This is a genomic window from Mesorhizobium sp. L2C066B000 (assembly GCF_000502335.1).
In the GTDB taxonomy this organism is placed as follows: domain Bacteria; phylum Pseudomonadota; class Alphaproteobacteria; order Rhizobiales; family Rhizobiaceae; genus Mesorhizobium.
Map to the genome: position 1 here is coordinate 161,780 of NZ_AYWZ01000006.1, position 24,850 is coordinate 186,629.

General features: G+C 60.5%; 18 protein-coding genes and 4 pseudogenes. 12 read left to right on the plus strand and 10 right to left on the minus strand.

The annotated features are described in order from the left end of the window. Positions 1-21 precede the first annotated feature (21 nt). Complete coding sequence (locus X733_RS149805) at positions 22-645, minus strand: thermonuclease family protein (RefSeq protein ID WP_023750711.1); 624 nt, start codon at positions 643-645, stop codon at positions 22-24. A gap of 75 nt (positions 646-720) precedes the next feature. Here X733_RS149805 and X733_RS149800 point away from each other — a divergent pair, with 75 nt between their 5' ends. Next, entirely contained in the window at positions 721-2,244 is a 1,524-nt protein-coding gene (locus X733_RS149800) for a HAMP domain-containing sensor histidine kinase (protein WP_023818912.1), read from the plus strand. Positions 2,245-2,253: 9 nt separating this feature from the next. Here X733_RS149800 and X733_RS149795 read toward each other — a convergent pair whose 3' ends face one another. After that, complete coding sequence (locus X733_RS149795) at positions 2,254-3,252, minus strand: nicotinate-nucleotide--dimethylbenzimidazole phosphoribosyltransferase (protein ID WP_023818913.1); 999 nt, start codon at positions 3,250-3,252, stop codon at positions 2,254-2,256. Positions 3,253-3,439: 187 nt separating this feature from the next. On the opposite strand from X733_RS149795, the gene X733_RS149790 reads away from it, so the two are divergent. Together X733_RS149790 and X733_RS149785 are read left to right on the plus strand one after the other, a co-directional pair. Further along, entirely contained in the window at positions 3,440-3,673 is a 234-nt protein-coding gene (locus X733_RS149790; RefSeq protein ID WP_023824914.1) for a DUF1289 domain-containing protein, read from the plus strand. Between the two features lie 13 nt (positions 3,674-3,686). Beyond that, positions 3,687-4,391, plus strand: a complete 705-nt coding sequence (locus tag X733_RS149785; RefSeq protein ID WP_023818914.1) for a TIGR02281 family clan AA aspartic protease — start codon at positions 3,687-3,689, stop codon at positions 4,389-4,391. A gap of 5 nt (positions 4,392-4,396) precedes the next feature. On the opposite strand, the gene dusA is transcribed toward X733_RS149785, so the two are convergent. Further along, positions 4,397-5,389, minus strand: a complete 993-nt coding sequence (dusA, locus tag X733_RS149780) for a tRNA dihydrouridine(20/20a) synthase DusA (protein ID WP_031193371.1) — start codon at positions 5,387-5,389, stop codon at positions 4,397-4,399. 127 nt (positions 5,390-5,516) lie between these two features. Between dusA and X733_RS01000000166270 the strand changes: the two genes are divergently transcribed. Together X733_RS01000000166270 and X733_RS1000000170835 are read left to right on the plus strand one after the other, a co-directional pair. Further along, a complete protein-coding gene (locus tag X733_RS01000000166270) occupies positions 5,517-6,530 on the plus strand; it encodes a site-specific integrase (RefSeq protein ID WP_245274434.1) in 1,014 nt (337 codons plus the stop codon). Continuing rightward, positions 6,419-6,667 (plus strand): tyrosine-type recombinase/integrase, encoded by a 249-nt coding sequence (locus tag X733_RS1000000170835; protein WP_245274440.1) that lies wholly within the window; start codon positions 6,419-6,421, stop codon positions 6,665-6,667. Before X733_RS01000000166270 ends, X733_RS1000000170835 begins: the two co-directional genes overlap by 112 nt. 96 nt (positions 6,668-6,763) lie before the next feature. Here the strand turns inward: X733_RS1000000170835 and X733_RS01000000166275 are convergent, their stop codons facing one another. Together X733_RS01000000166275 and X733_RS1000000168110 are read right to left on the minus strand one after the other, a co-directional pair. Beyond that, positions 6,764-7,681, minus strand: coding sequence for a LysR family transcriptional regulator substrate-binding protein (locus X733_RS01000000166275; protein WP_196813733.1), 918 nt, complete (start codon positions 7,679-7,681; stop codon positions 6,764-6,766). Between the two features lie 33 nt (positions 7,682-7,714). After that, positions 7,715-8,905 carry a YcaO-like family protein gene (locus tag X733_RS1000000168110; protein ID WP_155924213.1) on the minus strand — a complete coding sequence of 397 codons (1,191 nt, stop codon included), beginning with the start codon at positions 8,903-8,905 and terminating at the stop codon, positions 7,715-7,717. Between the two features lie 192 nt (positions 8,906-9,097). On the opposite strand from X733_RS1000000168110, the gene X733_RS149770 reads away from it, so the two are divergent. Beyond that, positions 9,098-10,804 carry a tetratricopeptide repeat protein gene (locus X733_RS149770; protein WP_155924214.1) on the plus strand — a complete coding sequence of 569 codons (1,707 nt, stop codon included), beginning with the start codon at positions 9,098-9,100 and terminating at the stop codon, positions 10,802-10,804. A gap of 26 nt (positions 10,805-10,830) precedes the next feature. On the opposite strand, the gene X733_RS149765 is transcribed toward X733_RS149770, so the two are convergent. Then, on the minus strand, positions 10,831-11,148 hold the full coding sequence (locus X733_RS149765) for a hypothetical protein (protein ID WP_023738810.1): 318 nt from the start codon (positions 11,146-11,148) through the stop codon (positions 10,831-10,833). A gap of 186 nt (positions 11,149-11,334) precedes the next feature. On the opposite strand from X733_RS149765, the gene X733_RS149760 reads away from it, so the two are divergent. Beyond that, complete coding sequence (locus X733_RS149760) at positions 11,335-12,771, plus strand: S8 family serine peptidase (protein WP_023818918.1); 1,437 nt, start codon at positions 11,335-11,337, stop codon at positions 12,769-12,771. Positions 12,772-13,365: 594 nt separating this feature from the next. On the opposite strand, the gene X733_RS149750 is transcribed toward X733_RS149760, so the two are convergent. Then, complete coding sequence (locus tag X733_RS149750) at positions 13,366-14,739, minus strand: FAD-binding oxidoreductase (protein WP_023818920.1); 1,374 nt, start codon at positions 14,737-14,739, stop codon at positions 13,366-13,368. Between the two features lie 247 nt (positions 14,740-14,986). Here X733_RS149750 and X733_RS149745 point away from each other — a divergent pair, with 247 nt between their 5' ends. Then, a complete protein-coding gene (locus tag X733_RS149745) occupies positions 14,987-18,541 on the plus strand; it encodes an adenylate/guanylate cyclase domain-containing protein (protein WP_023818921.1) in 3,555 nt (1,184 codons plus the stop codon). Positions 18,542-18,593: 52 nt separating this feature from the next. Next, positions 18,594-18,854, plus strand: coding sequence for a DUF4242 domain-containing protein (locus tag X733_RS149740; protein WP_023738806.1), 261 nt, complete (start codon positions 18,594-18,596; stop codon positions 18,852-18,854). A gap of 198 nt (positions 18,855-19,052) precedes the next feature. Here the strand turns inward: X733_RS149740 and X733_RS01000000166280 are convergent. The 3 genes and pseudogenes from X733_RS01000000166280 to X733_RS0134895 form a co-directional block, all read right to left on the minus strand. Further along, a pseudogene (locus tag X733_RS01000000166280) lies at positions 19,053-19,697 on the minus strand (alpha/beta hydrolase); the annotation flags it as partial. 303 nt (positions 19,698-20,000) lie between these two features. Then, positions 20,001-20,462: pseudogene (locus tag X733_RS1000000168115) on the minus strand (adenylate/guanylate cyclase domain-containing protein); the annotation flags it as partial. Between the two features lie 474 nt (positions 20,463-20,936). Further along, a complete protein-coding gene (locus X733_RS0134895) occupies positions 20,937-21,728 on the minus strand; it encodes a DUF1194 domain-containing protein (RefSeq protein WP_196813734.1) in 792 nt (263 codons plus the stop codon). A gap of 250 nt (positions 21,729-21,978) precedes the next feature. Here X733_RS0134895 and X733_RS1000000170840 point away from each other — a divergent pair, with 250 nt between their 5' ends. The 3 genes and pseudogenes from X733_RS1000000170840 to X733_RS1000000171460 form a co-directional block, all read left to right on the plus strand. Continuing rightward, a complete protein-coding gene (locus X733_RS1000000170840) occupies positions 21,979-22,761 on the plus strand; it encodes a winged helix-turn-helix domain-containing protein (protein WP_245274435.1) in 783 nt (260 codons plus the stop codon). A gap of 17 nt (positions 22,762-22,778) precedes the next feature. Continuing rightward, positions 22,779-22,877, plus strand: a pseudogene (locus X733_RS1000000171455) (hypothetical protein); the annotation flags it as partial. Next, positions 22,861-24,849: pseudogene (locus X733_RS1000000171460) on the plus strand (AAA family ATPase); the annotation flags it as partial. The pseudogenes X733_RS1000000171455 and X733_RS1000000171460, both read left to right, overlap by 17 nt. Position 24,850: the final 1 nt, after the last annotated feature.

Below are 24,850 nucleotides of genomic sequence, written 5' to 3' on the forward strand. Positions count from 1 at the left end.
GTCCTTCAACTATAGTGCTCGTCACCAGAAGCGAAACATCTCTCGCAAGGCGTCACCGACCGAAGCCAGGGTGCCGTGCTTTCTTTCGAGCGGGCCGCCGTGGTGGCTTTCGCGCCAGTCTTGCGGCTGATCGAAAGTGCCGGCCCAGATGCCAACCTTGCCGGCGCGGGCAATGGCCTGCTCGGTGTCGAAATCGCCATAGGCAATGGCCCAGCCGGCCTCAACCTGGGCCCGGTTGAGATCCTTTCCACCGGCCTTGCAATCGCCGAGCAGGCGGCCGTAGCGGTCGCGCTGCCAGCCGCTGCAGGTCACCGGATTTCCTGATATCAGCCGCACCAGCGCCTGGCGCGCCAGCCTGCCGCAGGCGTAGTCTGCGCCATCCCTACGGCAGATCTGCTGGTATTCCGGAGCGTCGATGCCGCGCATGCGGATACGTTCGGTGCCAAGAGTGAGTGAATCGCCATCGTTGACGATCGCCACCCCTTGCGCCTTGCGCGTCTCGAAACGGTCGAGGCGTGCGGCGAGCAGGATCAGCAGGCCGAGCAGAATGACCGTCAGCGCGTAATCCAGCAGCTTGCGCCACAGGCTTCGCGGCGGCGGCGGATAGTATCGCCGGCGCGGCCTTGGCGACCACGAACGGCTCATATGGCAAACCGTCTCTTAATCATTCGAACGTAGCTTAACGAATTGAGATCGCTGCGCGCATAAATCGAAGTTTCCATGCCTCTGCTACGCTCGAACACAGCGGATAAATTCATTGTGGACCGCCGGAAACCGCACCGCAACAGCGATGTGGCGCGCGCGGTGCGCAAGACGCGCGACCGTCTTTCGCAGCAGGTCGGCAATCTCGACTTCGACCGCGAACTGCTGAAGCTGCACGCCGGGACCATGGTGGGCGGCGCAGCCGTCATCCCACTGCTGGTGTTGGCGGTCGCGGCGGCCGGGCTGCTGGCCGGTGTGGACAAACAGATCAGCGTCTGGGCGCTGTTCACCCTGATCTGCTATTCGATCGTCGCCTTCATGGCGCGGCGCGTCGGCCGCACCGAAGCTGCCGAGCTCAACCCTGTTCGCACCCGCAGGGATTTCCTGATCGGACATTCGCTGTGCGGCCTCGGCTGGGCGTGGTTCGCATGGCTCGGCTGCGCCACCTGCCAGATCGACCAGTTCCAGGCCGCCAAGGCGGTGGTGCTGCTGCTGGCCATGGCGGCGACCGCTATCATGGCGTCGTCCTTGCGCGGCTCTCTGCTTGCCACCTTCGTCGTTCCGGTGGCGGTCTATGCCTATGCTGAAACGAAATTTTGGGTGCCGGTCGGGACGATCATGGTCGCCCTGCTGGTCGCGGCATTGCCGTTCTTTGCCTATATCGCGCGCCATCTCAACCGCTCGTCGCTGATACTTCTGTCCTTCCGCTCCGAAAAGGACGCGCTGCTCGCCGAGGTGGAGACAGCGAAATCAATGTCGGACGAAGCTCGTCGGCGGGCCGAAGACGCCAATCTGGCGAAGTCGCGCTTCCTTGCTTCTATGAGCCATGAGCTGAGGACGCCCCTCAACGCCATTCTCGGGTTTTCCGAGGTGATGGCCAATGAGGTGCTCGGGCCGATGAGCAACCCCACCTATCGCGACTACGCCCGCGACGTGCACGATTCCGGCCAGCATCTGCTCGACCTGATCAACGAAATCCTTGATCTGTCGCGCATCGAGGCCGGCCGCTATCAGCTCAACGAAGAGCCGGTGATGCTGCTCAACATCGCCGAAGATTGCTGCCACATGATGGAATTGAAGGCGCGCAACAAGGACATCCGCATCGTCCAGGATTTCGAAAGTGCCCTGCCGCGGCTGTTCGCCGACGAGCGCGCGGTGCGGCAGATCACGCTCAACCTCCTGTCCAACGCCATCAAATTCACCGCCACCGGCGGCGAAGTTCGCGTGCGCGTCGGCTGGACGGCGGGCGGCGGCCAGTACATTTCGGTCAAGGACAATGGGCCGGGCATACCGGAAGACGAAATCCCGATCGTGCTGTCCGCCTTCGGCCAGGGCTCGATCGCCATCAAGAGCGCCGAACAAGGCACCGGGCTCGGACTGCCGATTGTGCAGGGCCTGCTCGCCATGCATGGCGGCGAATTCGAACTTCAGTCGAAATTGCGCGAAGGCACCGAGGCAATCGCCATCTTCCCGCTCGCCCGAGTGATGGAGGAACTGCCGGCGCTGCCGACAAAGGCGGTCGCGGCGGCTCGCCGACGCTGACAGCTTGTTCTAGGCTTTGACCGCCGCCGCCATGCCCGAACTGGTAAGCGCCGCCGCCTTGACCAGACCGGCGGCAAGGGCGGCCCCTGCCCCTTCGCCGTGGCTGATGCCGAGATCGAACAGCGGCCTGAGGCCGAGCCGCTCAGCGGCAAGCCTTTGGCCGGGCTCCGGCGACAGACTGGCCATCAGGCAATGATCGAGCGCACCTGGGTTGGCGGCATGCAGCACGGCAGCGGCGGCGGTCGCGGCGAAGCCATCGAGCAGCACCGGGATTTTTTGCATCCGGGCGGCGAGGATGGCGCCGGCAATGGCCGCGAATTCGCGGCCGCCGACCCGGCGCAGTGCTTCCAGGGGGTCCTTCAGAGCCGCACCATGCAAGGCGACGGCTTTATCGACTACATCAGCCTTGCGCGCCTGCATGGCCGCGTCGGCGCCCGAGGCGGGGCCGACCCAGTCGGCGCCGCTGCCACCGAACAGGGCAGCGCACAAGGCCGCCGCAACGGTGGAGTTGCCGACGCCGAGATCGCCAAGGCAAATCAGATCGGCGCCACCGGCGATGGCTTCCATGCCGAAGGCCATGGTGGCGGCGCAGCCGCGTTCGTCGAGGGCGGCGTCCTCGGTGATGTCGGCGGTCGCAATGTGCAGCGCCAGGTCGAACACCTTGAGGCCAAGATTGTTGGCGACGCAGATCTGGTTGATTGCCGCACCGCCGGCGGCGCACAGCTCAACGGCGTTTGCGGTCGCAGCGACAGGGCGCGGCGAGATGCCGTGGCGGGTCACGCCATGGTTACCGGCGAAGATCGCCACCAGGGGCCGGTTCACTGCCGGCGGGGCGCGCCCGCTCCAGGCAGCAAGCCAGGCGGCGATGTCCTCGATGCGGCTAAGCGAGGCTTTCGGCTTGTCGGCCTTGGAAAACAGGGTGCGCACCCTGTTTTCCGCGACTGTATCGGCAGGCGGCAGGCTCGCCAGCAGATTGCGAAAATCGTCGAAGGGCAGCGCGCTGGTCATGTCGGTCCTGATCATCCCCTGTGGTTGATCAGCGGCATAACCGCCTTGCCCGGCCGGCACAACTCCCCTCGACATTGGCGCGAAAGCGGTTGCCCGCGCCGCATTCCGAAGGGCTTGCATTGGCTTTGCCGTTGCACCATGTGGAGATGGAACGAGGGATTCCGGACGGAACCTGCAAGAGAAAGTCATGACGGCCATCGAATCCCCGTGCATCCTGGTCTGTTCGATCGACATGAAAACCGGCTTCTGCTTCGGCTGTGGCCGCACGCGCGATGAAATCGGCGCCTGGATGGGCATGACGCCGGAGGTACGCCGCAGCGTCATGGCCGAGTTGCCGGCCCGATTGGAAACGGTCGAGCGCCGGCCGCGCCGGGAAACACGCCGCAGCCGCATGGCGCGCGAGCGCGACGTCCTCTCTTGAAACGGCAGGTCCAATGAACCGACTGTTCTGGATCGTGACGGCGGCGATCGGCCTCGGGCTGGTGCTGCTGATGATCAACAACGACGCCGGCACCACGTTCGGCGTCGAGAATTACGATTTCAGCCGTCTGGTCTGGCTGGGGGCGATCGGCTTGCTGGTCAGCGCCGGCCTTGTCCGGTCCGGCAGGCCGCTCGGCGTCATGGCCCGCAATCTCGGCACGTGGGCCCTAATCGTGCTGGCGCTCGTCGCCGGCTACCAGTACCGCTACGAGTTGCAGGATTTCGCCAGCCGGGTGACGGCGGGCCTCGTTCCCGGCAGCCCGCTGGCGCTCGGCGTCGAAGACGGCCATGCCACCGTGACCCTGGACAAGGCCGACAGCGGCCATTTCGAGGCCCGCATCACGATCAACGGCGCGCCGATCCGCACCGTCGTCGATACCGGCGCGACCAGTACAGTGCTCACCGCCGAAGACGCGCAGGCGGCCGGCTTCAATCCGGCAGCGCTGAGCTTCACCGTCCCGGTCTCGACCGCCAATGGCATGGCGCGCGCCGCTTCGGTGCGCACCGACGAACTGGCGATCGGCGGCATCGTGCGCAAGAACATGCAGGTGATGGTCGCCGCGCCCGGCGCGCTCAGCCAGAGCCTGCTGGGCATGAATTTCATCGGTTCGCTGTCGGGTTTCGACGTGCGCGGCGACCGGATGATTCTGCGCGACTGAACTGCTTAAGCGGCCTTTTCAACACGGTCGAAATCGACGGCAGCGAACGCAGCCTTCAGCACATCCGGTCCGGCGCCGGGTTTCGTCGCGTCGGTAGATAGTATCTGCCGGAAGCGGCGCGCGCCGGGCAGGCCGTGGAACAGCCCGACCATGTGGCGAGTGACGTGGCCGAGCCGCCCGCCCTGCTCGATATGCCGCGCCGTGTAGTCGGCCATCGTGTCGATCAGCGCGGCAAAATCGTAGGTGCCGGCCTTGCCGCCGTAGAATGCCGCGTCGACGCCGGCCAGGATGCCTGGCGTGTGGTAGGCCGCGCGGCCAAGCATGGCGCCATCGACATGATCGAGGTGGCGAGCCGCCTCTTCGAGCGATTGAACGCCGCCATTGATGCCGACGAATTTGTTCGATTTTCCCGCCTTGAGGCGATAGACCCTGTCATAGTCGAGCGGCGGGATGTCGCGATTTTCCTTCGGGCTCAGACCCTCCAGCCAGGCCTTGCGCGCATGCACCCACAGCGCGTCGGCGCCGGCCGCGAAGACGCCGTCGGCCAGCGCGTCGAGCGCGGGCTCCGGATCCTGCTCGTCGACGCCGATGCGGCATTTGACCGTCACCGGGATTGTCACCGCCGCCTTCATCGCCGCCACACAATTGGCGACGAGGTCAGGCACTTTCATCAGGCAGGCGCCGAACGTGCCGGACTGGACGCGGTCGGACGGACAGCCGACATTGAGATTGATTTCGTCGTAACCGAACGCCTCGCCGATGCGCGCCGCCTCGGCCAGCTTTTGCGCATCGGAGCCACCGAGCTGCAGTGCCACCGGATGTTCGGTCTCGTCAAAACCAAGCAGCCGCTCGCGGGCACCATGGATGACAGCGTCCGCCACCACCATTTCGGTGTAGAGCAGCGCACGCTGCGTCAACTGGCGGTGGAAGAACCGGCAATGCCGGTTTGTCCAATCCATCATGGGCGCAACGGAAATCCTATGGGCTTGATTTATCACGGTTTTTCTCGTATTTTCGGGGCCTCAAAACGTGCACACGTTCGCCGTTATACGACACGATATCCGTCAGTTTTCGCATTTTGTACCCCTCCCTGTGCACACAGCGTGCACGAAAAAGAGACCACCCATGGCGTCCATCAACAAGTTGGCTTCCGGCAAGTGGCGTGTGCAGGTTCGCTGCAAGGGCCACTCCCTCAGCACCAGCTTCTCGCTCCGCAAGGACGCCGAGATGTGGGCGCGCCGAATTGAGCGAGAAATCGACCTGGGTCAGAAGCCTACTCCCAAGCACAAGGACGGGATCAAAACGGTCTCCGACCTGATCGACCTGCATATCGCCGATATGACGGAAGTTGGCAAGTTGATCGGGCGTTCGAAGGCATTCAGCCTGGACCTGCTACGAGCCAGGCTCGGAAGGCTCAACATCGCGGATCTCAGTCGCGAACAGGTCATAAAGTTCGGCAAGGAACGAGCCGAGGAAGGCGCCGGACCTGTCACCGTTGGAATAGACATCGGATACATCCGGACATTGCTGGTGCACGGCGCGGCTGTGCATGGACTGCCTTATTCAGCGGACCCGGTGGAACTTGGTCGTGTCGCCCTCGCCCGCTTGGGTCTTGTTGGCAAGGGCAACGAACGCGATCGGCGGCCGACACTTGGCGAGATAGAGGCCCTGATCAGGTACTTCAGAGAAAACAACTTCCAGATTATCCCCGTCGACAAGATCATCCGCTTTGCGATCGCCCCCGCCATGCGGCTCGGGGAAATCTGCAACGCCACGTGGGAGGACCTGAACGACCGCAACAACACCCTGCTGATACGAGATCGCAAGGACCCACGCCACAAAAAGGGCAATCACATGCGTATCCCGCTCCTCGATGTGAGTGGTTATGACGCCCGCGCGATCCTCGAAGAGCAGCGTTTCTCCACTGAGGGAAAGGGACGCATCTTCCCCTACAATGGGAAGTCGGCCGGAACCGCTTCCGACGTGCCTGTCATGAACTTAAGGTCGAGGACCTGCACTTCCAAGACCTGCGTCACGAAGGCACAAGCCGCCTGTTTGAAGCTGGCTTCAGCATCGAGCAGGTCGCCATGGTCACCGGGCACAAGGATTGGAAGATGCTCCGCCGCTATACCCACTTGAGGCCGGAGCAACTTCATGTGATCGCGGCGAGGCTTCAACAGACACCGCCACATACGGAGTTGCGGCAATCGGCTAATACCACTTTGCCAGACATCCGCCGTTGCTGGGAGGACGACGACGAATCCAGCATGGATTGAGCGATGTTGTCAGGGGTCGCAAGGATTGGAAGAAGTTGCGTTGATATACGCATCTCAGCCGGAAACCCTGCACACGATCCGAACTGCGAGGGCAGCCTAGCCGACCGCCAATAAATTGGCGCTTCCTAAGGAAACCGCAGGCGGCTCCGTGGAAAACGCAGCGATAATCGCCTCGAGCGAGACATTCAATGCGCTGGAAAAGGTCCTGCCCTTCTGCCAAATTGCGACGTAGTGATAGAGCGCGGAAGGTTCCACTGGCTTTATTCCTAGGTTAAACGCCGCGTACTCACGCGCGATGATCTCGTTTGTGATCGAAATGCCCAGGCCAGCCGAAACGTATCCGGCTTCGTGACCGTTGCAATCGAATTCCACCAGTATGTCTGGCTCAACGCCGGCGAAGCGCAAGGCATTGAAGTTCATCTGGTGAGCGGCGAACTGGGGATCGATATCGACGATCGTTTCGCCTGCCAGGTCTTGCGCCTCGATACAGGTTCGTTTTGAGAAACGGTGGTCGGGATGAAGGATGCATACGTTTCGTGCCGACCCAAGCGGAACCCATTCAAACAGACTTGCGTTCAGCGGCAGTCTCGAGATTCCAAGATCCGCCCGACCTGCCAGGATGTGCTCGCCGATCTGCTCGTAGCTTTCTGAAATCGAGCGGACATTCGAAGCGGTCTTTGAGTGGATGATCGCCACGACCTTGGGCAAGGTCACGAACCGAAAACGGAAGGCGCGGCAATCGCGATCCGCTGCTTTTCCTGGTTCTTCATCGCGAAGATCGACGCTTCCAGCCGATCCAGGGACGTCTCTCAAGAGCACGGGACAACGCCTCTTGAGCGGGATGAGCACACCAAGCTGTTCCTTGAAGAACGAAGGGAACGCCGCCCGGAGCCGGACGCTACCCAGCCGTACGGAAATGGCTAGTTCTGCGCGTTTCACTACAGCGGCACACACTCCAAGAGTCGCGAGGCTAAAGCCGCTTGGCTGAACTTTTGCGGTGCGCGACCTGTCCAACGCCGGTGAACTCCTCGACAACGCGGGCTGAGGTCAGTACAAAATAGCGGTCGGATTAAGGTCCGATTCTGAAATAGGACTCTTGCGCGCGCCCATGGCTACCGGAACTTCGAACAGCCGGCCCTTGGCGTATCGGGGCCAGATAGGGCGAAGCGCAGGTGCGAGGACGCGGACGACGGTTGGCGCATCGTCGCGGGACAAGCACACAACGAACAGGTCAACGGCCTTTGACCTGAGTTTGCCGAGAACGTCCTCCGGCCCGGCGTGCTCACGGCGATGGTCAGGCCGACCTGAGGGCGTCAAATGGCTGTTTCGTCGCAACGACGCGGCAGCAGCCCAAGCGACGAAATTCGGTGGGATGGCCTGCCTGGCGGCAGACATCGGCCGTGCGAAACTGGCGGAAAGCATGAACTGGCAGACCTCGCCCAGAGCACCCTCAATGGCCTGATGCAGATCCGGGCCAGCAGCGGAACCAAACCAGAATCCTTTGCCATCCTCGCCATATGCCAGCGCGGCGACAACCGGGATCTCAAGATCATTGGTTAGGTCAATCAAATGAAGCTTCCGATGAAGTGTCCGCAACCAGCTACGAAACAACCTCACCAACTCTTCCTGACTTTGCGGTATCGTGACTTCCGGCAATTTAAGGCGATTATACCACCATATGGACACCGCATCGCGTTCAACAAGTTCGAGAACGGCACGTAGCGTCGCCTCTTCTCTATTTAGGCCAGCGGCAAGCCCCGAACTGTCTGCCAAACAAAATCCGAAATCGTAACAATTCGGGTATGAAAGCAGACAAGACGCTGCCGGCGCATATCCTCGATTTCCTGTTGAGACATGCTCGATCTCCAACCATGATATCGCTCGCCCAGTGTTGAAAGGCCCGGGTATCCATTGGTCTCGATCAGCGCTGGAGTTCCAAACCTCCGCATGGGCCAACTGTCGGGGCGAATACTTCAAAAGATCCCGAGGATCTATTGCCGAACCTTCCATCTCATCGAAGTTGGCCACCACGACCTGTTCGCGACCGGTATATACGGCACTGCTGCGCTCGATGCCTTCCATCACCGTCCGACTGAAGGCCTCGTCTGCGGTTCGGGCGCGCCCAGAAACCAGGCGTCGGCGGCCGGTGTGGTCCGGTGCCAATACGGCGGCGGCGACGTGAAAGGGACATTCAGTGGGCAGCGGCAGTACTGCAGGCGGGCTGGCGAACGTGATCAAAGGGAACCTCAGCGCCTTTCGCGACCTAATGTGGAGCTTCGCCTGCGATGTCCCGGGCAGGCCGACGCTGCATTCCAACTGGCTAATACGCCGATTTGTAGGTAGGATGACTTCTGCGGTGCAACATAATCAACAATTCGGGCTGACGTGCAAACGATAGTATCTGGCGAGGCCGCCTCGTCCGGTACGATCGTGGCCGAGACGCGGAAAGAACTCTTCATCCTGGCCGGTGACATGGTCGGATACAGCGAGTCCGTCTTCCGGAACCCCGAGACGGGCGTCCGTAATCTCGTCGCGTCGCGCAACGCGTTTGTGAAGGCGCTGAAGGCAAATGGCGGACGGATAGTTTCGACTCCGGGTGACTTCGTCCTGGCAGCTTTCGAGTCTGCTTCGGACGCAGCGGTTGCTAGCATAGCAGCACAATCAGCGCTTCTCGAAAATAGGCTGCAAGATAGTCGCTGGCGGGTTGGAATTGCGTTCGGAGAGGTTTTTGAAATCGATGGCGACATCTATGGACATGCAGTCAACGTTGCGTCCCGCATTCAGGGAGTAGCGGCGCCCGGCCAGATACTTATGTCCGACGATGTCGTCCGGCGATTTCCTGATGGGTTTTCGGTCGTTACCGAAAGTATTGGCTCTAAGCGCCTGAAGAATATTAGCGAGACCGTTCACGTATATTGTGTTGTAAGCTCTAAACCGGATGAATATCGCTCCGACTTTGTAGGGGACATTCAGCAATATAGAGAGAATATTGTAAAGCCGATTGTTGAAATTCAACCGTTTGAGCCGCAAGACGACTCGCAATCGGCGCGGTTCGTCGCGTCATCTCTGCAAGATGAGATTCATCTTGTCTTGGCGCGGCTCACCAATTCGATCTCGGTTCGAGACACGACCGCCGTGGCGCGAGGCAAGCCCCATTATGTCTTGCGATCGAGCATCAGCGCGCGCGGCCAGCATCTCCGGATCATGCCTCGGCTGATTTCGGTGTCTGACGGCGCGACCATCTGGGCCGAGCGATACGACTACGATCTTCGCGACAGCTTCGACGCCCAGGACCAGATTGCCTCGGAAGTCGTATCTGCTTTGCAATTGGCGCTGACCGACGGGGAACAGGCGCAGATTTGGAAGCGTGGAACACGCAGTGGTTTGGCGTGGGAGACCTTTCAGCGAGGTCATGACGAGGAGCGCCGATACACACGGGAGGGGCATCGGCGGGCGAAGGAATTCTATTCCAGTGCACTGGCCATGGATCCCACCTACCTGTGCGCCCTGGTAGCTTTCGGGTTCTGCTATCTCGACGAGGTGCGTCTGGGCTGGGCAGAGAACGACGAGAAAGCGATCCACGAGGCCGAACTTCTATACGAGCGTGCCTCGCGCATTGACGCCGGCCATTCGGACGTGCTGGCTCTGCTGGCATTCTTGCGATTTCTTCAACGGAAGCCTCAGGAGGCGCAGCGGGCCATGGATGATGCCGTCGCGGTCGCGGGTCACAGTCCAGAAATCGTAGGATACCAGGGCGCGCTCATGGATCTGCTCGGCAACTACCCTGCCGCCATTCGGGCCTATAATCGCGCGGCTTCGCTGAGCCACCATGTCTCGCCTTGGATATCGGCCAATCTTGCACTCTCCAATCTGGCGGTGGGGAGAGCCAAAGAGGCTGAATTGATTTGCCGCGAGGTGGTCGCATCGCATCCCGGTTACGTTAGAGCGTGGCTTGCTTTAACGGTCGCGTTGATGCGTCAGGACAAGGTCAGTGAAGCGCTTCGGGCGGCGAGCCGTGTGCTGGACCTGGACCCGAAATTCACGGTGACGGAGTGGTCGCACGGCAGGCCATTTGCGGATGAAGCCCTGCTGGCCGCGTTCGCGAGAGACATGGAGAAGGCTGGCCTTCCCAGTTAGAAGCCGGCCTCACAGGGTATCCGCGCTCATCGACCGCAGCCGAAGAGGGCTGCCGCGCTCATTCCGGCAACGAAATCCTGATTGCGTGCAAGGTAGTCCCTGAGTTGGTCACGCGTTGCAATGCCTGCCGGGGGCAGCGGCACGACTATCTTCACGACGGTCGGATCATCGATTATGGCCAGTGCGGGCCTGTCAAGGATGTCATTAAAGGCCGCAGTGAGTGAGTACTCGTCCATGGCTCCGATGGACCCGGAACTTTCCGGCAGTACTCGAAACCACTCCGCGATTATGGCCTGCGCGATTTCCGTCTGCTGCCGATTACGCTTTGCCCTCGCCCGTGCCATCAAATCCCCCTATCTGTAACCGGCAGACACCATGAGCCCGTCAAACGAGCACCCCGCTGAAATGTCCCCCAAGCCGCCGCTTGAGAAATCGGGGAAGGACGGTGAGACATTATTGCCACGCCCACCTTTTCAAATTACTCTATTGCGAATTGGCGACTTGGGCAATCGGCCCGGTGGGGGTTTGGCATGCGCTGCTTACCGACTCTGTTCGTCGCAAGCCTGATCCTTGCAAACGCGCCGCTTGCGAACGCGGGTGAGGAGTCATCTGGCGCGACCCCGTTGGAGCCTATTCCTGGCACCGTGATTTCCGAGATGCAGGCCAAGGCTGACAGCACGTCAATCATATGGCTCAAACGCGGAAAGGATTACACTGAGGCTGACGTCAACCAGATAGCGCGAACAATTCTCGGGGAAGCCTTCATCGATCAAAACGGAGGCGAAAAGTATTTCTCCGATAACGTAGGCAATCTGCATTCGCTCAGCGCGCTCACACTTCCCGTATCAGCCGCGACCGCCCGCGCTCGGGTGGCTGAAGAGAAGATCCTCGAAGTAGGCGAGATCAGCTCAAATTCGCTGATTTTCGGCATGGGCTTCGAGTGCGGGGACGAAGACGATCAAAAAGCCATCTCCACTACGGAGTCTCTCCCTAGGAACATCAAGCGGGTCAACCCCAGTCCTGTGGATGCGAGCGCGCTGACGAAAACCGTTTGGATTGTCGACAGCGGCATCGGCCCTGGGTCAGATATCGCCAACGAATTGCAGATCGTCGAGCAGCGACTTTGCACGGGGAGTTGCGTTTCCGAAACGCCCGCCGATCCAATCGGACACGGAACCATGGTGGCCGGGATAATCGGCGCAAAAAAAGGAAACAATCTAGAACTGATTGGAGTGGCTCCGGGGATCAGGATACGCGCGCTGCGAATATTTACCGCATCATATCCGGTCGACCTGTTGAGCAATGCGCTTACGGCCCTTCAGTATGTCAAGACATACGCCGCCGCAGGCGATGTTGTGAACGTGAGCTTTGGAGCCTATTACAATCCGCTGTATGTACCCGGGGCAACGTCTGGAACGACAGAGCCCAGTCCGGAATCGAAGGTTGAAGACCTTCTGCGGGACCTTGCGCAAAACAAGCAGCTTTTTATTTCGGTTGCTGCCGGAAATACCGACGTCATTGGCGGTTCGGGATACGTGCAGACCATCTCTCCCGCTCGTGCTGGCGGATACCGGTTTCCTTCCACGGGCACTCCGACTGGAGCAGTAATCACCGTTTCTGCGGTGAGGAAGACCGACGTGTTCTGGAACTTTTCCGCTTATGGAAACGGCAACATCGACATGACTAGTGGCATCCAGATAGGACCGCCTGATTTCGCTGCGCCCGGCGTAAAGATCCGATCGCTATGGCCGGGCAACGTCGCAAACCCGAATGGCCAGACAAACGTTTGCTCGGGAACCTCATTTGCAGCTGCACACGTTTCGGGCTTGCTGGTGTACGGAATTCCAAAGCCCGACAAGAGCGCCCTTTTCGATCCGTCTGCGCTTGTTCCTGGCAAGCTTCCGGGGAGCGACAAGCCGAGTGACTACAGCGTTGCCAGGCAAGATCCAATCGCTACGAAGCCCTAAGCTGTTGGTAACGGGACGCGTGTCGCCTCGGTCGCAGTGATGTGGACATAGCTGTTGCACAACGGGCAGAGTGCGGTCCGCACATTGTTTGGCGACATCGGATCATCCAAATTTTGCAAGCTCGACCGAACGCCGATGACGAATGAGCAGTCCTCGGCCCACGACACAGGTGCCTGGAGGGCAGCTCCAACGCGCAACCGGGGTCGCGAGCTGGCGAGTGCGGAAGCAACCGCCCCGAAATTGCTAACCGATATGGCTCCGAGACCCCGAAGAAACCGTGAGAATAAGTCGCGCCGACTGAGCATTGCCGGTCTCCGTCCGATGAGCCCATGCTAGGCCCGCTCCACACGTTTGTCGAGGGTGTTCCACAGCGCGAGGTGACCCTCGAATGTCCACTTCAGGGGTGCAGGACTGATTTTCCGAGGGCCGAACTCAACCCGACGCGTGGCGCAACCGCGACCTCCAGCCTGGTCGCCGTCAACGTCCGCTTTCAGGCGTCGGCAGAGCTCACTTCAACGGCCGACATGGGGCGCAAAGCGGACTTTGCACATTGACCGCCTTAGACCCGGTATGGACGGACCACCTCTACTGAATCTATATGGCGGGACGGATGTTTTGGTTGACGCGGAAAAGGTTGGCAGGGTCGAACTTCCCCTTTAGGGCCGCGAGGCGCGGATAATTGTCGCCGTAGCTCGCCTGAATACGCTCATCGCCTTCATCATCCATCATGAAATTGGGATAGGCGCCGCCTAGGTCAAACGGATGAACAGCCTGCCAGTAGTCGGTGGCCCACTTCTTGAGGGCCGGCGCCATGCCCGGATCGGGATCTATCCCGGCGATCACCATGGACCAGGTCACATCGCGGGCGTTCCAGGCGCTGTCCGCTTTGCCCCGGCGATGCACCGCGCCATCGACCGGGTAAAGATGCATGCACGAACCCGGGCTTGCCTTGCTTGCATGTAGGAGATGGGCGTCGATGGCGACATCTGGCAGCTCTCGGACAAAATCGCCCTTCCAATACCATTGCAGCCCGGCCGGATAGAGCGCGTCGAACAAGGTCTGCAACGCCGTGTAGGGGATCGGGCCGGCCCAGTCGATCAGCGGCTTGGGGAGAGCCGCGCGGATGGCGTTGACGGCCACTTCGCCGCCCTCGCCGTTATGCGCGACAACGAGGACACACATCTGTTTGTTCCAGTGCTCCGGTGGGAAAGGAGCGCCGCCAGGGACCGATTGCAGTCCGAGGAAGATGTAGAAATCCTCCGGAGCTTTCGCCTGGAAATCCCGATACCAGCGCATCACCTCAGCGGCATCGCCAACATCGAAGATGATCGGTCCGCCATAGAGCATTTTCGCTGGGTGCGTGCGAAACAGGAAACTGGTCACTACACCGAAGTTTCCTCCGCCGCCGCGAAGCGCCCACAAGAGATCTGCATTCTCGGCTTCGCTGGCGGTCATGAAACTCCCGTCGGCCAACACCACATCGGCTTCGATGAGGTTGTCTACTGCCAGGCCATATTGCCGGCTGAGGTAGCCGTGGCCGCCGCTCAGTGTCAGGCCGGCGACCCCAGTGGTCGAAATGATCCCGAAGGGGACTGCCTGGCCGAAGGCGTGGGTAGCATGGTCAACTTCGCCAGTCGTGCAGCCGGGTCCGACCCGCACCGTGCGGTTCCTTGGATCGACTCGGACGCCTTTCATAGTCGAGAGGTCGATCACGAGGCCATCGTCGACGCTGCCGAACCCCGGTCCATTGTGACCACCCCCGCGGATTGCAATCGGAAGTCGCCTATCACGTCCGAAGTTCACTGCGGCCATGACGTCTCCGGCATCGGCGCACCGGGCAATAATCATCGGCCGCTTGTCGATCATACCATTGTATAGCTTGCGGGCATCGTCATAGCCGACGTCGCCGACGCCGATGACTTGGCCCCGCAGACTCTGTGCGAATTCCGCAATTTGCGTCCTATCCATTCCAGCCTCCAAGGAAGGCCACCCGAGAGCTTCGAGCTTCACCCGCGGCGCTCAATTTCCCGACTTTTATCTTGCGCCGAAAGCCACGCGTGGTCCAACCGAAATTGATATCCCGCGCCTCCTTCGCGGACCGTTCTGGCCATCGAGGAGTTTTGGCCGGCTGCTCGTCTCGATCTCCCGATCTGAAAGGTGGTGCCGCCACGAGATTCGCGCTAGTTTGGATCGCGGTGCCGCATGAGAAAGCTCGATGCAAACAATTGAGGATTGGCTGAGCCACCTCGGTCTCGGCAAGTACCTGGAGGCGTTCCTCGAAAACGACGTCGACCTTCGAGCGCTTCCCCATATCACGGACGCCGATCTCCAGGAGCTTGGTGTCTCGCTCGGGCACCGGAAGATCATTCTGGCCGCGATCGATGGACTTGGACAGCCTCACCCCAACGGAGCTCGTCTTGCCTCGGTTCCAGTCGGTAGGCCGGAAGCTCAGACCACCGAAGTGCCGCAAGAACCAGCTGCCGACCGGCGGCTCCTCAGCGTGCTGTTCTGTGATCTGGTCGGCTCGACGGCGCTATCGGCGCAGCTCGACCCGGAAGACATGCACGAGCTCACACGCCGCTATCAGGACAGCGTCGCTGGCGCAATCACCCGCTTTGGCGGCTATGTCGCCAAATATCTAGGAGACGGCGTGCTTGCCTATTTCGGGTGGCCGATGGCTTACGAGGATCATGCAGAGCGTTCCATTCGGGCTGGCCTCCAGGCCCTCGCCGCAGTCGAGGCCATCCAATCGCCCGACGGCGAGCAACTGAAGGCGCGTATTGGCATCGCATCGGGCCACGTGGTGGTCGGCGACATTGCGGGCAGCAGCGTGAACGAGCGCGCCTCAATCGCAGGGGACACACCCAATCTCGCGGCGCGCCTGCAAAGCGCTGCCGCTCCCGGTCAGATCGTCGTTGCCGACAGCACGCGTCGGCTCGCCGGGCAGTCCTTCGAGATCGAGAGCCTCGGTGAGCAGGAGTTGAAAGGCTTCAAATCGCCTATTGCCCTATTCGCGGTTCGTGGCGAGCGGGAGGTGGAAAGCCGGTTCGACGCAGCGCACGATCGCGCTTTGTCGAAGTTCGTCGGCCGAACCAGCGAAATCGGCATTCTTCTCGAGCGCTGGGAGTTGGCCGAAGCCGGCCAAGGCCAGGCGGTTTTCGTGTCGGGAGAAGCGGGCATCGGGAAGTCGCGCCTCGTGGATGCGCTCGAGGAACGGCTTTATGAGAGCCATCATGAGCTAATCCGGCTGCAGTGCTCCCCCTATCACATCACCTCAGCCTTCTACCCCATCATCCAACGCCTAAGCCGGCTTGCAGGCTTTTCATCCGCCGACAGCGAAGCCATGCGCGATGAAAAATTTCGCGCGATTGTTCAACGTTACGGGGAACATCCCTCGGAGGTCGGACCGATCTACGCCGAGTTGCTCTCGCTCGACCTCGGCGGCGCGTTCAAACCGCTCGATCTCTCCGCCCAACATCGTAAGGAACTCAGCGTCCACACATTGGCGAACCGCGTTCTGCTCGCTGCGAAGATTGCGCCGGTGCTCTTTGTCGTCGAGGATGCGCACTGGATCGATCCGTCGACTAATGAATTTCTCACAGAAGTTGTGAACCGCGTGCATGGTGCGGCCGTCCTTGTCGTTGTGACGCACCGACCGGAATGGACCGCCGGGTGGGCAACCGGACTGGCTCAGGTGACGACGCTCGCCATTGGGCGCCTGACGAAGCAACAGATGCGAGAGCTGATTGAATCGATGCTCGCGGATATTCCCGACCAGCTTGCCGACCGAATTGCCGAGCGAACAGACGGTGTACCATTGTTTGTCGAGGAGCTGACGCGCTCAATCATGGAGAGCGGAAAGGCGGCGTCGCTCAACGTCGAGATCCCAGATAGTCTGCAGGGCTCCCTTATGGCGCGACTCGATCGTTTGACAGCGACGGCCAAGGAAGTCGCACAAATTGCCTCTGTGATAGGCAGGGAATTCGATCGTGGCCTACTCTCGAAAGTTGCCGGACTCGAAGACAAGGGTCTCGACGACGCGTTGCATCAGCTCATGTCCACCCAACTCGTCGTGACTGGAGGCGTTCTGCAGGACGCGCTCGTTTTCCGCCATGCGCTCATCCAGGATACAGCTTACCAGTCGCTTCTCAGTCGGCGGCGCCGCCACTATCATGAAGCGATAGCCAGGGTCCTCATCGACGGATATCCCGATCTCGTCGTCACGCAGCCCGAGCTCATTGCCCAGCACTACGTCAGGGGACAGCAAAATGAGCTTGCCCTCCCGTACTGGATGATGGCCGGCGAACGCGCGCTGGGGCGATCAGCCAACTACGAGGCGGTCGACCATTTTCAGAACGCTCTTGCTATAGCGGAGCACTTGCCGAAAGGACGGGCTCAGCAAAAAGATGTGCTCGAGGCGACCCTAAAACTCTGCGAAGCACTGAGCGCCGCAGGCCGGTTGTCGGACTCCGTTGCAAAATACGAGCTGACCGCGCGACTGGCTCGCGAGGCTAGCGATACCAAGGCCTTCATCCGCTCTGCACTCGGTTTTGATGCCGCCCAGTTCCTTTCCTCGAAGCCGCTCGCCGAATCGCTCCAGCTACTCAGGGAAGCGATGGGCAAAATCGACCACGACGATCAGAAATCGCGCTGCCAGCTTCTCACCCGCCTTGCGCGCGCATATGCGTACCTTGGCGACGCTAAGAACAGCGCGAAATACCATAAGGAGGGCGTCAATCTGGCTCGGCAGCTTGATGACAAGCCTTCGCTCTTGGAACTCTCTGTCTTGCCTTTCCTAACCCCGACGACAGTCAAGTCTGCCGCGGAGGCAACCGATCGGACTACTCGCATAGACGAAATAAAGCGCCTCTCGGCTGAGATCAACGACGACGACATGCGGGGCCGAGCCCTAATACTCGACGTTTACGTCTCCACCGAATTGGGCAATCGTACTCGAGCCGATCTAGCGATCGATGGATTGGAAGAGCTCGGAACGCTACGCCAGCGGCTCCACCTCCTTTGGATGGCTCGGCATGCCCGGGCCATGATGGCTATTCTTGAGGGACGTTTCACGACGGCTGAGGCACTTGCAGGAGAAGCACTAAGCATGGGTAGACAGACGCATGGCGCGGAAGTCGAGGGCGTCTACGGCATGCAGATGTTCGCGATCCGACGTGAACAGAGCCGCCTGTCGGAGGTCGCACCGGTCATGAAGCGTTTGATCCAAGAGAACCCCGATGAAACCACCTGGTTGCCAGGTTTTGCGTTGGTTGCATGTGATTTGGGCTATCGGGACGCAGCGCAGCGTAGGCTGAGGGAGCTGGCTCGCACCGGTTTCGCAATGCCGCTAGATGCGAAGCGAAGCACGTCCCTCTCGTTCATGTCGGAAGTCGCGATCAGCCTCGGCGACACAGAGGCGGCGCAAACGATCTACGACCTTATGATCGCCTACAAGGATATGACCATCATGGCGGGAGTCGCAACTGTCTGCTTTGGAGCAGCGAGCCGCTATCTAGGAATGTTGTCCGCCTCGCTAGGTGACTTCGAGAAGGCCGCCGCGCACTTCGAGCATGCACTCGAGATGAACGCAGCCAGCAGTTCAAGACCGTGGCTCGCGCATGCACAGGCCGAATATGCGAGCCTGCTTATGAAAATCGGTAGCAAGAAAGCGATCGAGAGAGCAATGTCACTATCGGAGCAAGCCTCGGCAACTGCGGTCGAACTGGATATGGTCCGTTTGAAGAAGAGGTTGCAACCGACCCTGCATTAAGGGGCTCGGTCGTGCTTCGCCGGCATCAACACGGTTCAGAAGGAGCCTTCTCATGCCACGCTACGTCATCGAACGAGATTTTGCCGAACAGCTTAACCTTTCAAAGGACTCGGTCGAAAATGTCAATTTGATCAATGACGAGGAAGGCGTCCAGTGGATCATCTCCTTCCTCAGCGCCGACAGGAAAAAGACCTATTGCCTTTACGAAGCGGCTAACCCTGAAGCCATTCGGGCCGCAGCCCGACGAAACAACCTGCCCGCTGATGTGATCATTGAGATCAGTGGCGAGATTGGGCCCAATATGTTCGCTTAGCGCAATAGGCCGCAAGCAGCCAAATGGCGACGCATTTCCAAGTTGGCCCGTCCGTCGCAAACGGGCCGTCTCGCCTGTCACTCGGATGTCTGCTTTTGGGATGCTGCTATGACCGCTGAGCAGCCATTGCGCCATTCATCGGGGCAGCGCACAATGGTCGCCTGCCCCGATGCTACCCGCATCAACTGCCGAACCCGCTCATTTCGAGATGGTCTGCGCCGCTTGGTCTATCGTATCCGCAATCACTTAGGCTGAGTCATAAAGAGCGCATGGCTTGCCGACACAGTGGTCACCTTGGCGCCGATGCGATGCGCCAGGTGAAGCAGCATGGCCTGGTCGAATGCTTTGTCTTCTGTGGCGATTACAGCCCAGCTTGGCTTCGACCGCCAAGCCGCGTTGTTGAGCTTCGTGCCGAAGGCCGACATGTTTATCGGGACCTGCGAGTCCCGCATAAGGCGACGTCTTGGTCACTAACGTCATGAGCGAAACCGGACTTGAAATTCTCCGGCTTCACAAAGCCGAAGCCATTATCGGTGGTTTCGACAACAAACCCGGCGGCAGGTGCAAAACCTTCGTACTGCTGACCAGTTGTCTCCCCGGCATCTGGCGAAAGCGCAGAAACGTAGACCAGCCCGCGACCTTGGGATTGACCCCTGCTTCCGCGATGACGGTGCCGGCCCAGAAGTGCCCAACGAGAACGGTCGGGCCATCCTGACGATCAAGAACACGCTTGGTTGAAGCGACATCATCCTCCAGTGACGTCAATGGGTTCTGGACGATCGTGACGCGATAGCCGTGTTGGGTGAGTTCGTCATAGACCCCGCGCCAGCCAGAACCATCGGCAATAAGTTCTCGGCCGACCCGGACTATGTCGATGTCACCTCCCCGATAAGGGAAGGACGAGTTGCGTGCGATCACATGCAGGTCACGGAACCGCGCCAATTCTGTAATGATGTCTTCAGTAAGCCCATCACTGAAATATCGCTGTTCGAGATCGCTGCTCATGTTTGTGAACGGAAGAACTGCGAGCGAGGGGGGCGTGTGCGACGATCGAAGCGTTCGCGGTTGCTGCGCAGGTGATGACTGTAGAGGATCCGCGTCCATTAAGCGGAAGGCTCGTACGGGCGTCGAGATGTTCTTCAGTTTCTGCTCGCCCATCTCCTCGAATTGACAGGCGACCTTATTGCGCACCTCGTCGTGAATTTTGCCGGAAACGCAGATACCGCCGGGGTCGGCTAGGGCCTCTAGCCGCGCAGCTATGTTGACACCTTCGCCAAAGACGTCAGTTTCCTGGCCAATCACGTCACCAAGATTGATGCCGATCCGCAAATCGATGCGTTGTTTCTCCGACGCCAATGCATTCGCGGCCGCCATTTCTCGCTGCACGTCTACTGCCGCTGCAACGGCGTTTATGGCACTGCCGAACTCGATCAGCATTCCATCGCCCATAAGTTTCACGACACGCTCGCCATGAGCGATGACGGTCGGCGCGAGAATAGAAGCGCGCCGTTCTGTCAATGCAGCAAGCGTCCCAGATTCATCGTCTTCCATGAGCCTGCTGTAACCGACGACGTCAGCCATTAGCAGGGCGGCGAGGCGACGTTCCATGGACCCTTTCCGAGAGAGGGAGCTAATACCAAATCCTTACACGAATACTGCCTTGCGAGCGAACGCGCTTTCAGTTTGCATCTCGGTTTCGGCACTGGAGGCTCTTCATCAGTCGTGTTCGCGCAGCCGGATCGCATACAGCGTCCCCGTGCTCCAACCACTGATGGCCAGTCGCTCGCTCTCTAATCTTGGGAAGGCGCGCCAGTTGCATAGCGCACCCATGACCAAAAGCTCCCTCCAAGTCATGTCCGCTATCGGGCAACAGCGAATTGGCTCCGAATGACCAAGATGCTGAAGGGTTTCGGGTGCCGTCAGCGTTGGGGCCGGAACTTGCCCTTCCGGTTTCGGAACGAAGTTGTCGACAAGCAGCCCTTCGGCTTTGACGGCGTTCGTCGCTGTTAATGCTACCTGCTCTGTTTGATTGTCGGCAGCGATGCGCGAAGCTAGCCGTTGCTGGCACCACATTGCCGAGCCTCATCGGCCTGGCAACTGACCGATCATGTTGCAATCGACCGTGGGGCCGGAACGCTCGGTGTACGCGGCGTAGATTACCTGATCCATGTTCATGGAGATTTCGCGAACCAGCTTTCGACGGACTGCGGTGACGAACATTGCGGCGTCGGTGACGCCGATCGCAAATGCGTCCGGTCCGCCGATGACGCAGCGCTCGAAATATGATTGCAGCCTGGAGGGGTCGTACCGCGCAAACCCGTCGGCCTCGCCAATGCGGGGTAGTGTGATAGGCAGCCCGTTGATCGTCACACCTTCCGCGAGAAGAAACTGCCGGATGGGGTCAATGAGTGCTCCGGCATTGTTCGGTCCGTCGCCGGATACATCAATAACACGGCGCGGGCTGCGCAAGCCGCTCTTCGCGAACAGCCCATTCGCGGCCTGCAACGCGCCAGAAATCGACGTTCCCCGGCCTTCAGTCAACGACAGAGCAGCGAGCCTGTCCGCCAAAGTCAGAGCATCCTCGCGGCTTTCCACAATTGTCCACGGCACGATGACGGTTTGCTGACTTGGCCCCGCCCACTCCAGATAGAGCACTGCGATTCTTCCCAGGTCTCCCGCCTTGATTGCCATCGCGACATCCGCGTGGCGGAAAGCATCAACATAGCCGTCGCGCTGCACTTTTTGCTCAATTCTGCTCATCGACGGCGAGACGTCCACGGCAAGGATCAATTGCAAATCGACTTCGGCCAGGCCGCCCGCGGGACGGTCCGTCGAGTGAGCCTGTGGCGCTGTCGCGAAGAACAGGGTGAGCAAGAAGGCGCCCGCTAGCCGCAGCGCTGGTCTTGCACCCATGTTTCCAATCCGCACTAAGCAGTCCATAGCGAACCTCTCTCATCGACAATGGAGTGTGGAATTGTCGGTCCGGGGCATTTGCCAAGTCACGAACGGCTTACGATCATTCGCCGAAATCCGAGCTCCCCGCACGGGCTGGATGATGATCAGTCTTCGCAGCGCGAAACCGTGCTAGTATGGGACTGCGGCTTCGTGCTTGAGGGGAACCGGCTTGAATAGCTCGCCGCCTACAACGTTCGTACTCAACGGCGTGACCGCCGACGTGAGCAGGGAGACCTTGCGCGACCAGTTCAACAGGACAATCGCAGTTCGCCACCAGACCTTCGCGGTACTTCGCCACCTTCTGGAGAACGCTGATCGAGTCATCACCAAGGATGAGCTGATGAAGGCGGTCTGGAACGGGCTAGCCGTCACCGATGACAGCCTGGTCCAATGCATTCACGAGATCCGTGCGGCGCTCAACGATAGTCGCCAAGCCGTCGTGCAGACAGTGCCGAGGCGCGGTTACAGGTTGGTCCTTCCCTCAAATGCCCGACCAAGAATGATTACAATTCTGGCGGCAGAATTGGCCGCCGGGGTCCGGCCGGCAGGCCAGGATGAGCGGAGCATTGCTGCACCTACCCCGGCCTACAGGAAGGTCCTTGATCGGCTGCTGATAGAACATGCCGGTCATGTCTTCGCGAGCGTCGATGAGACAGTCCTTGCGGAGTTTGCTGGCCCTGTCGAGGCGTTGCGGTGTGCGAACGAGATCCAGTATGAGGTCGATAGACGGAACTGCGAGGTTCCCGAGACAAAGCGGCTGCGCTTCCGCATCGGCGTTGACCTCGGTTACGTCGTCGCCGAGGGCGAGCACCTCAGGGGCGAGGCCGTCGAGGTCGCAGCTTATCTTCAAACCTTGTCACGCCCCGGCGGGATTGCATCACGGAAGCAGTCCGCTCCCAGGCTCAGGACCACCTCTCGCTGGAATTCATCGATCTCGGCGAGCACAAACTGAAGGATGTCGCTCGTGCCTTGCGCATCTACCGCGTATGTCTTGCGTCCGAGGAACCGGTCAGGTCGCCATTTCGCGGTCTCGATGCCTTCGAATTCGAAGATGCCTATCTATTCTTCGGCCGAGCGCGGGCGATTGCCGCCTGCACTGCCAGACTGGAGCAGCAGGCAGCAAGCGGCACGGCATTCCNCGGCATTCCTGCTCATCTACGGAATGAGCGGTTGTGGCAAGTCTTCCCTCCTGTCCGCTGGCCTGCTGCCGTCATTGACGCGACCTGGAGCCGTGGCAGGCATATCCTTGTGGCGCCGCTGCCTGATCCGCCTCTCCGAAGGACCGGATGCATTCGCTGTGTTGGCTGCGGCGCTGCTTCACAGCGCCGCAGTGCCGGAGCTGTCCTCAGAAGCAACAGCCGCGGAGTTTGCTCGACTCTGCAGGAGCACGCCGGATCGAGCCCTGGCGATGGTCCGACAGGCACTTCGCAGGGCCGCCGGGCCGGCCCGCTCGCAGGTCAGACTGCTTGTGGTCATCGATCAACTTGAGGAGCTGTTCACGACGGAGAAGCAGCCGGCGATGCGCGAGGCCCTTGTGCGGTTCATGGCGGTGCTGGCCGCGAGCGGACTGGTGTGGGTGATAGCGGCGATCCGTTCGGATTTCTTTCACCGCTGCGGTGAGGTCCAAGGTTTGTCGGCGCTCAAGGACGGCCTCGCCAGCTACGAACTTCTGCCACCAACCGGCCCAGAGATCGCGCAGATGATCCGCGAACCTGCGGTCGTGGCCGGGCTCCGCTTCGAGGAGAGCGCCGAGTTGGGGCGGCTCGATGACGTGCTGCAGGCGGCAGCAACTGCCGACCCCGGATCATTGCCGCTTCTCGAGTTTGTCCTCGACGCGTTGTACCAAGCCAGTGGCGACCGACGCGTTCTCACCTTTGCGCATTATCATGCGCTTGGCGGGCTCGAAGGCGCAATCGCGCGCCGCGCCGACGAAGTCCTGGACTTGCTGGCGCCCGGGATCCAGGAGGCCTTGCCCGCGGTGCTGCGCGCCCTCACCACGGCGAACCTGGGCGATGAAACGGTCACGGCACGTGCGGCCCTATATACCGAAGTTGCGGGCACTCCCGCGCGATCGGCCCTCGTCAGGGCATTAATCGATGCCCGGCTCCTCGTCAGCGACGAGGACGCCGCAGGGCATGTCTTCGTTCGTCTTGCGCATGAGGCACTGTTGAGCCGTTGGCCGCGCGCCGGTGACATTGTGAATGCAAACCGCGACTTCCTCGCGACGCGCGAACGCCTGAGGGCTGACGCCCACCGATGGCACCTGGAAAGCAGGAATCGAGAGCTTCTCCTTCCGTCCGGCAAACGTCTGGCGGAGGGAGAAGAGTTGATGCTGTCAAGGCGGCAGGAGGTCGACGATGCCGTCCTTGAATACATCGAGGAGTCCTTGCGTGCCCATCGGCAGAAGGAGGAGAAGGACCGTCGCGCGGAGCTGGCGCTGATCGAGGCCGCCCAAGAGGCAAAACGCGAGCGCCTTGAGCGTGAGGCCGAGCGCCGGAGCCTCGCGGCTGCCGCAGCAAACCGGCTTGCCCGACGGACACGGAACGGCGCTGTCGTGGCAATAATGCTCGCTCTTATGGCGGGTGCAGGCGCACTGGTCGCGTTCAAAGCGCGGGAGGAAGCAAGAGGCCAACGCGATCAGGCGCTGCGCAAACAGTTCCTTTCGCTCTCGTTCCTCTCGGAGCGGTCCGCCGCGGCGGGCAACACCGAGGCTGCGATCCGGTTGGCGCTTGAGGCGCTACCCTCGAAAGAGCAACCCGAGCGGCCATATCTCTTTGAGGCGGAGGCAGCTCTCTTCAAGGCGCTGCTGGCGCACCGGCAGATCAAAATCCTCCGCCCTGGCGCCGGTGTGGCGCATGCGGCATTCAGTCCTACAGGTGATCGCATCGTCACCACATCCTATGACAAGACTGCAGCAGTCTGGGACATCTCCAGCGGTGCCGAAACTGCAATTCTAAAAGGTCATGAAGGGCCCGTGGAGAGGGCCGAATTCAGCCCCGACGGGAGCCGTATCCTGACGGCCGCGAGGGACGGCACGGCAC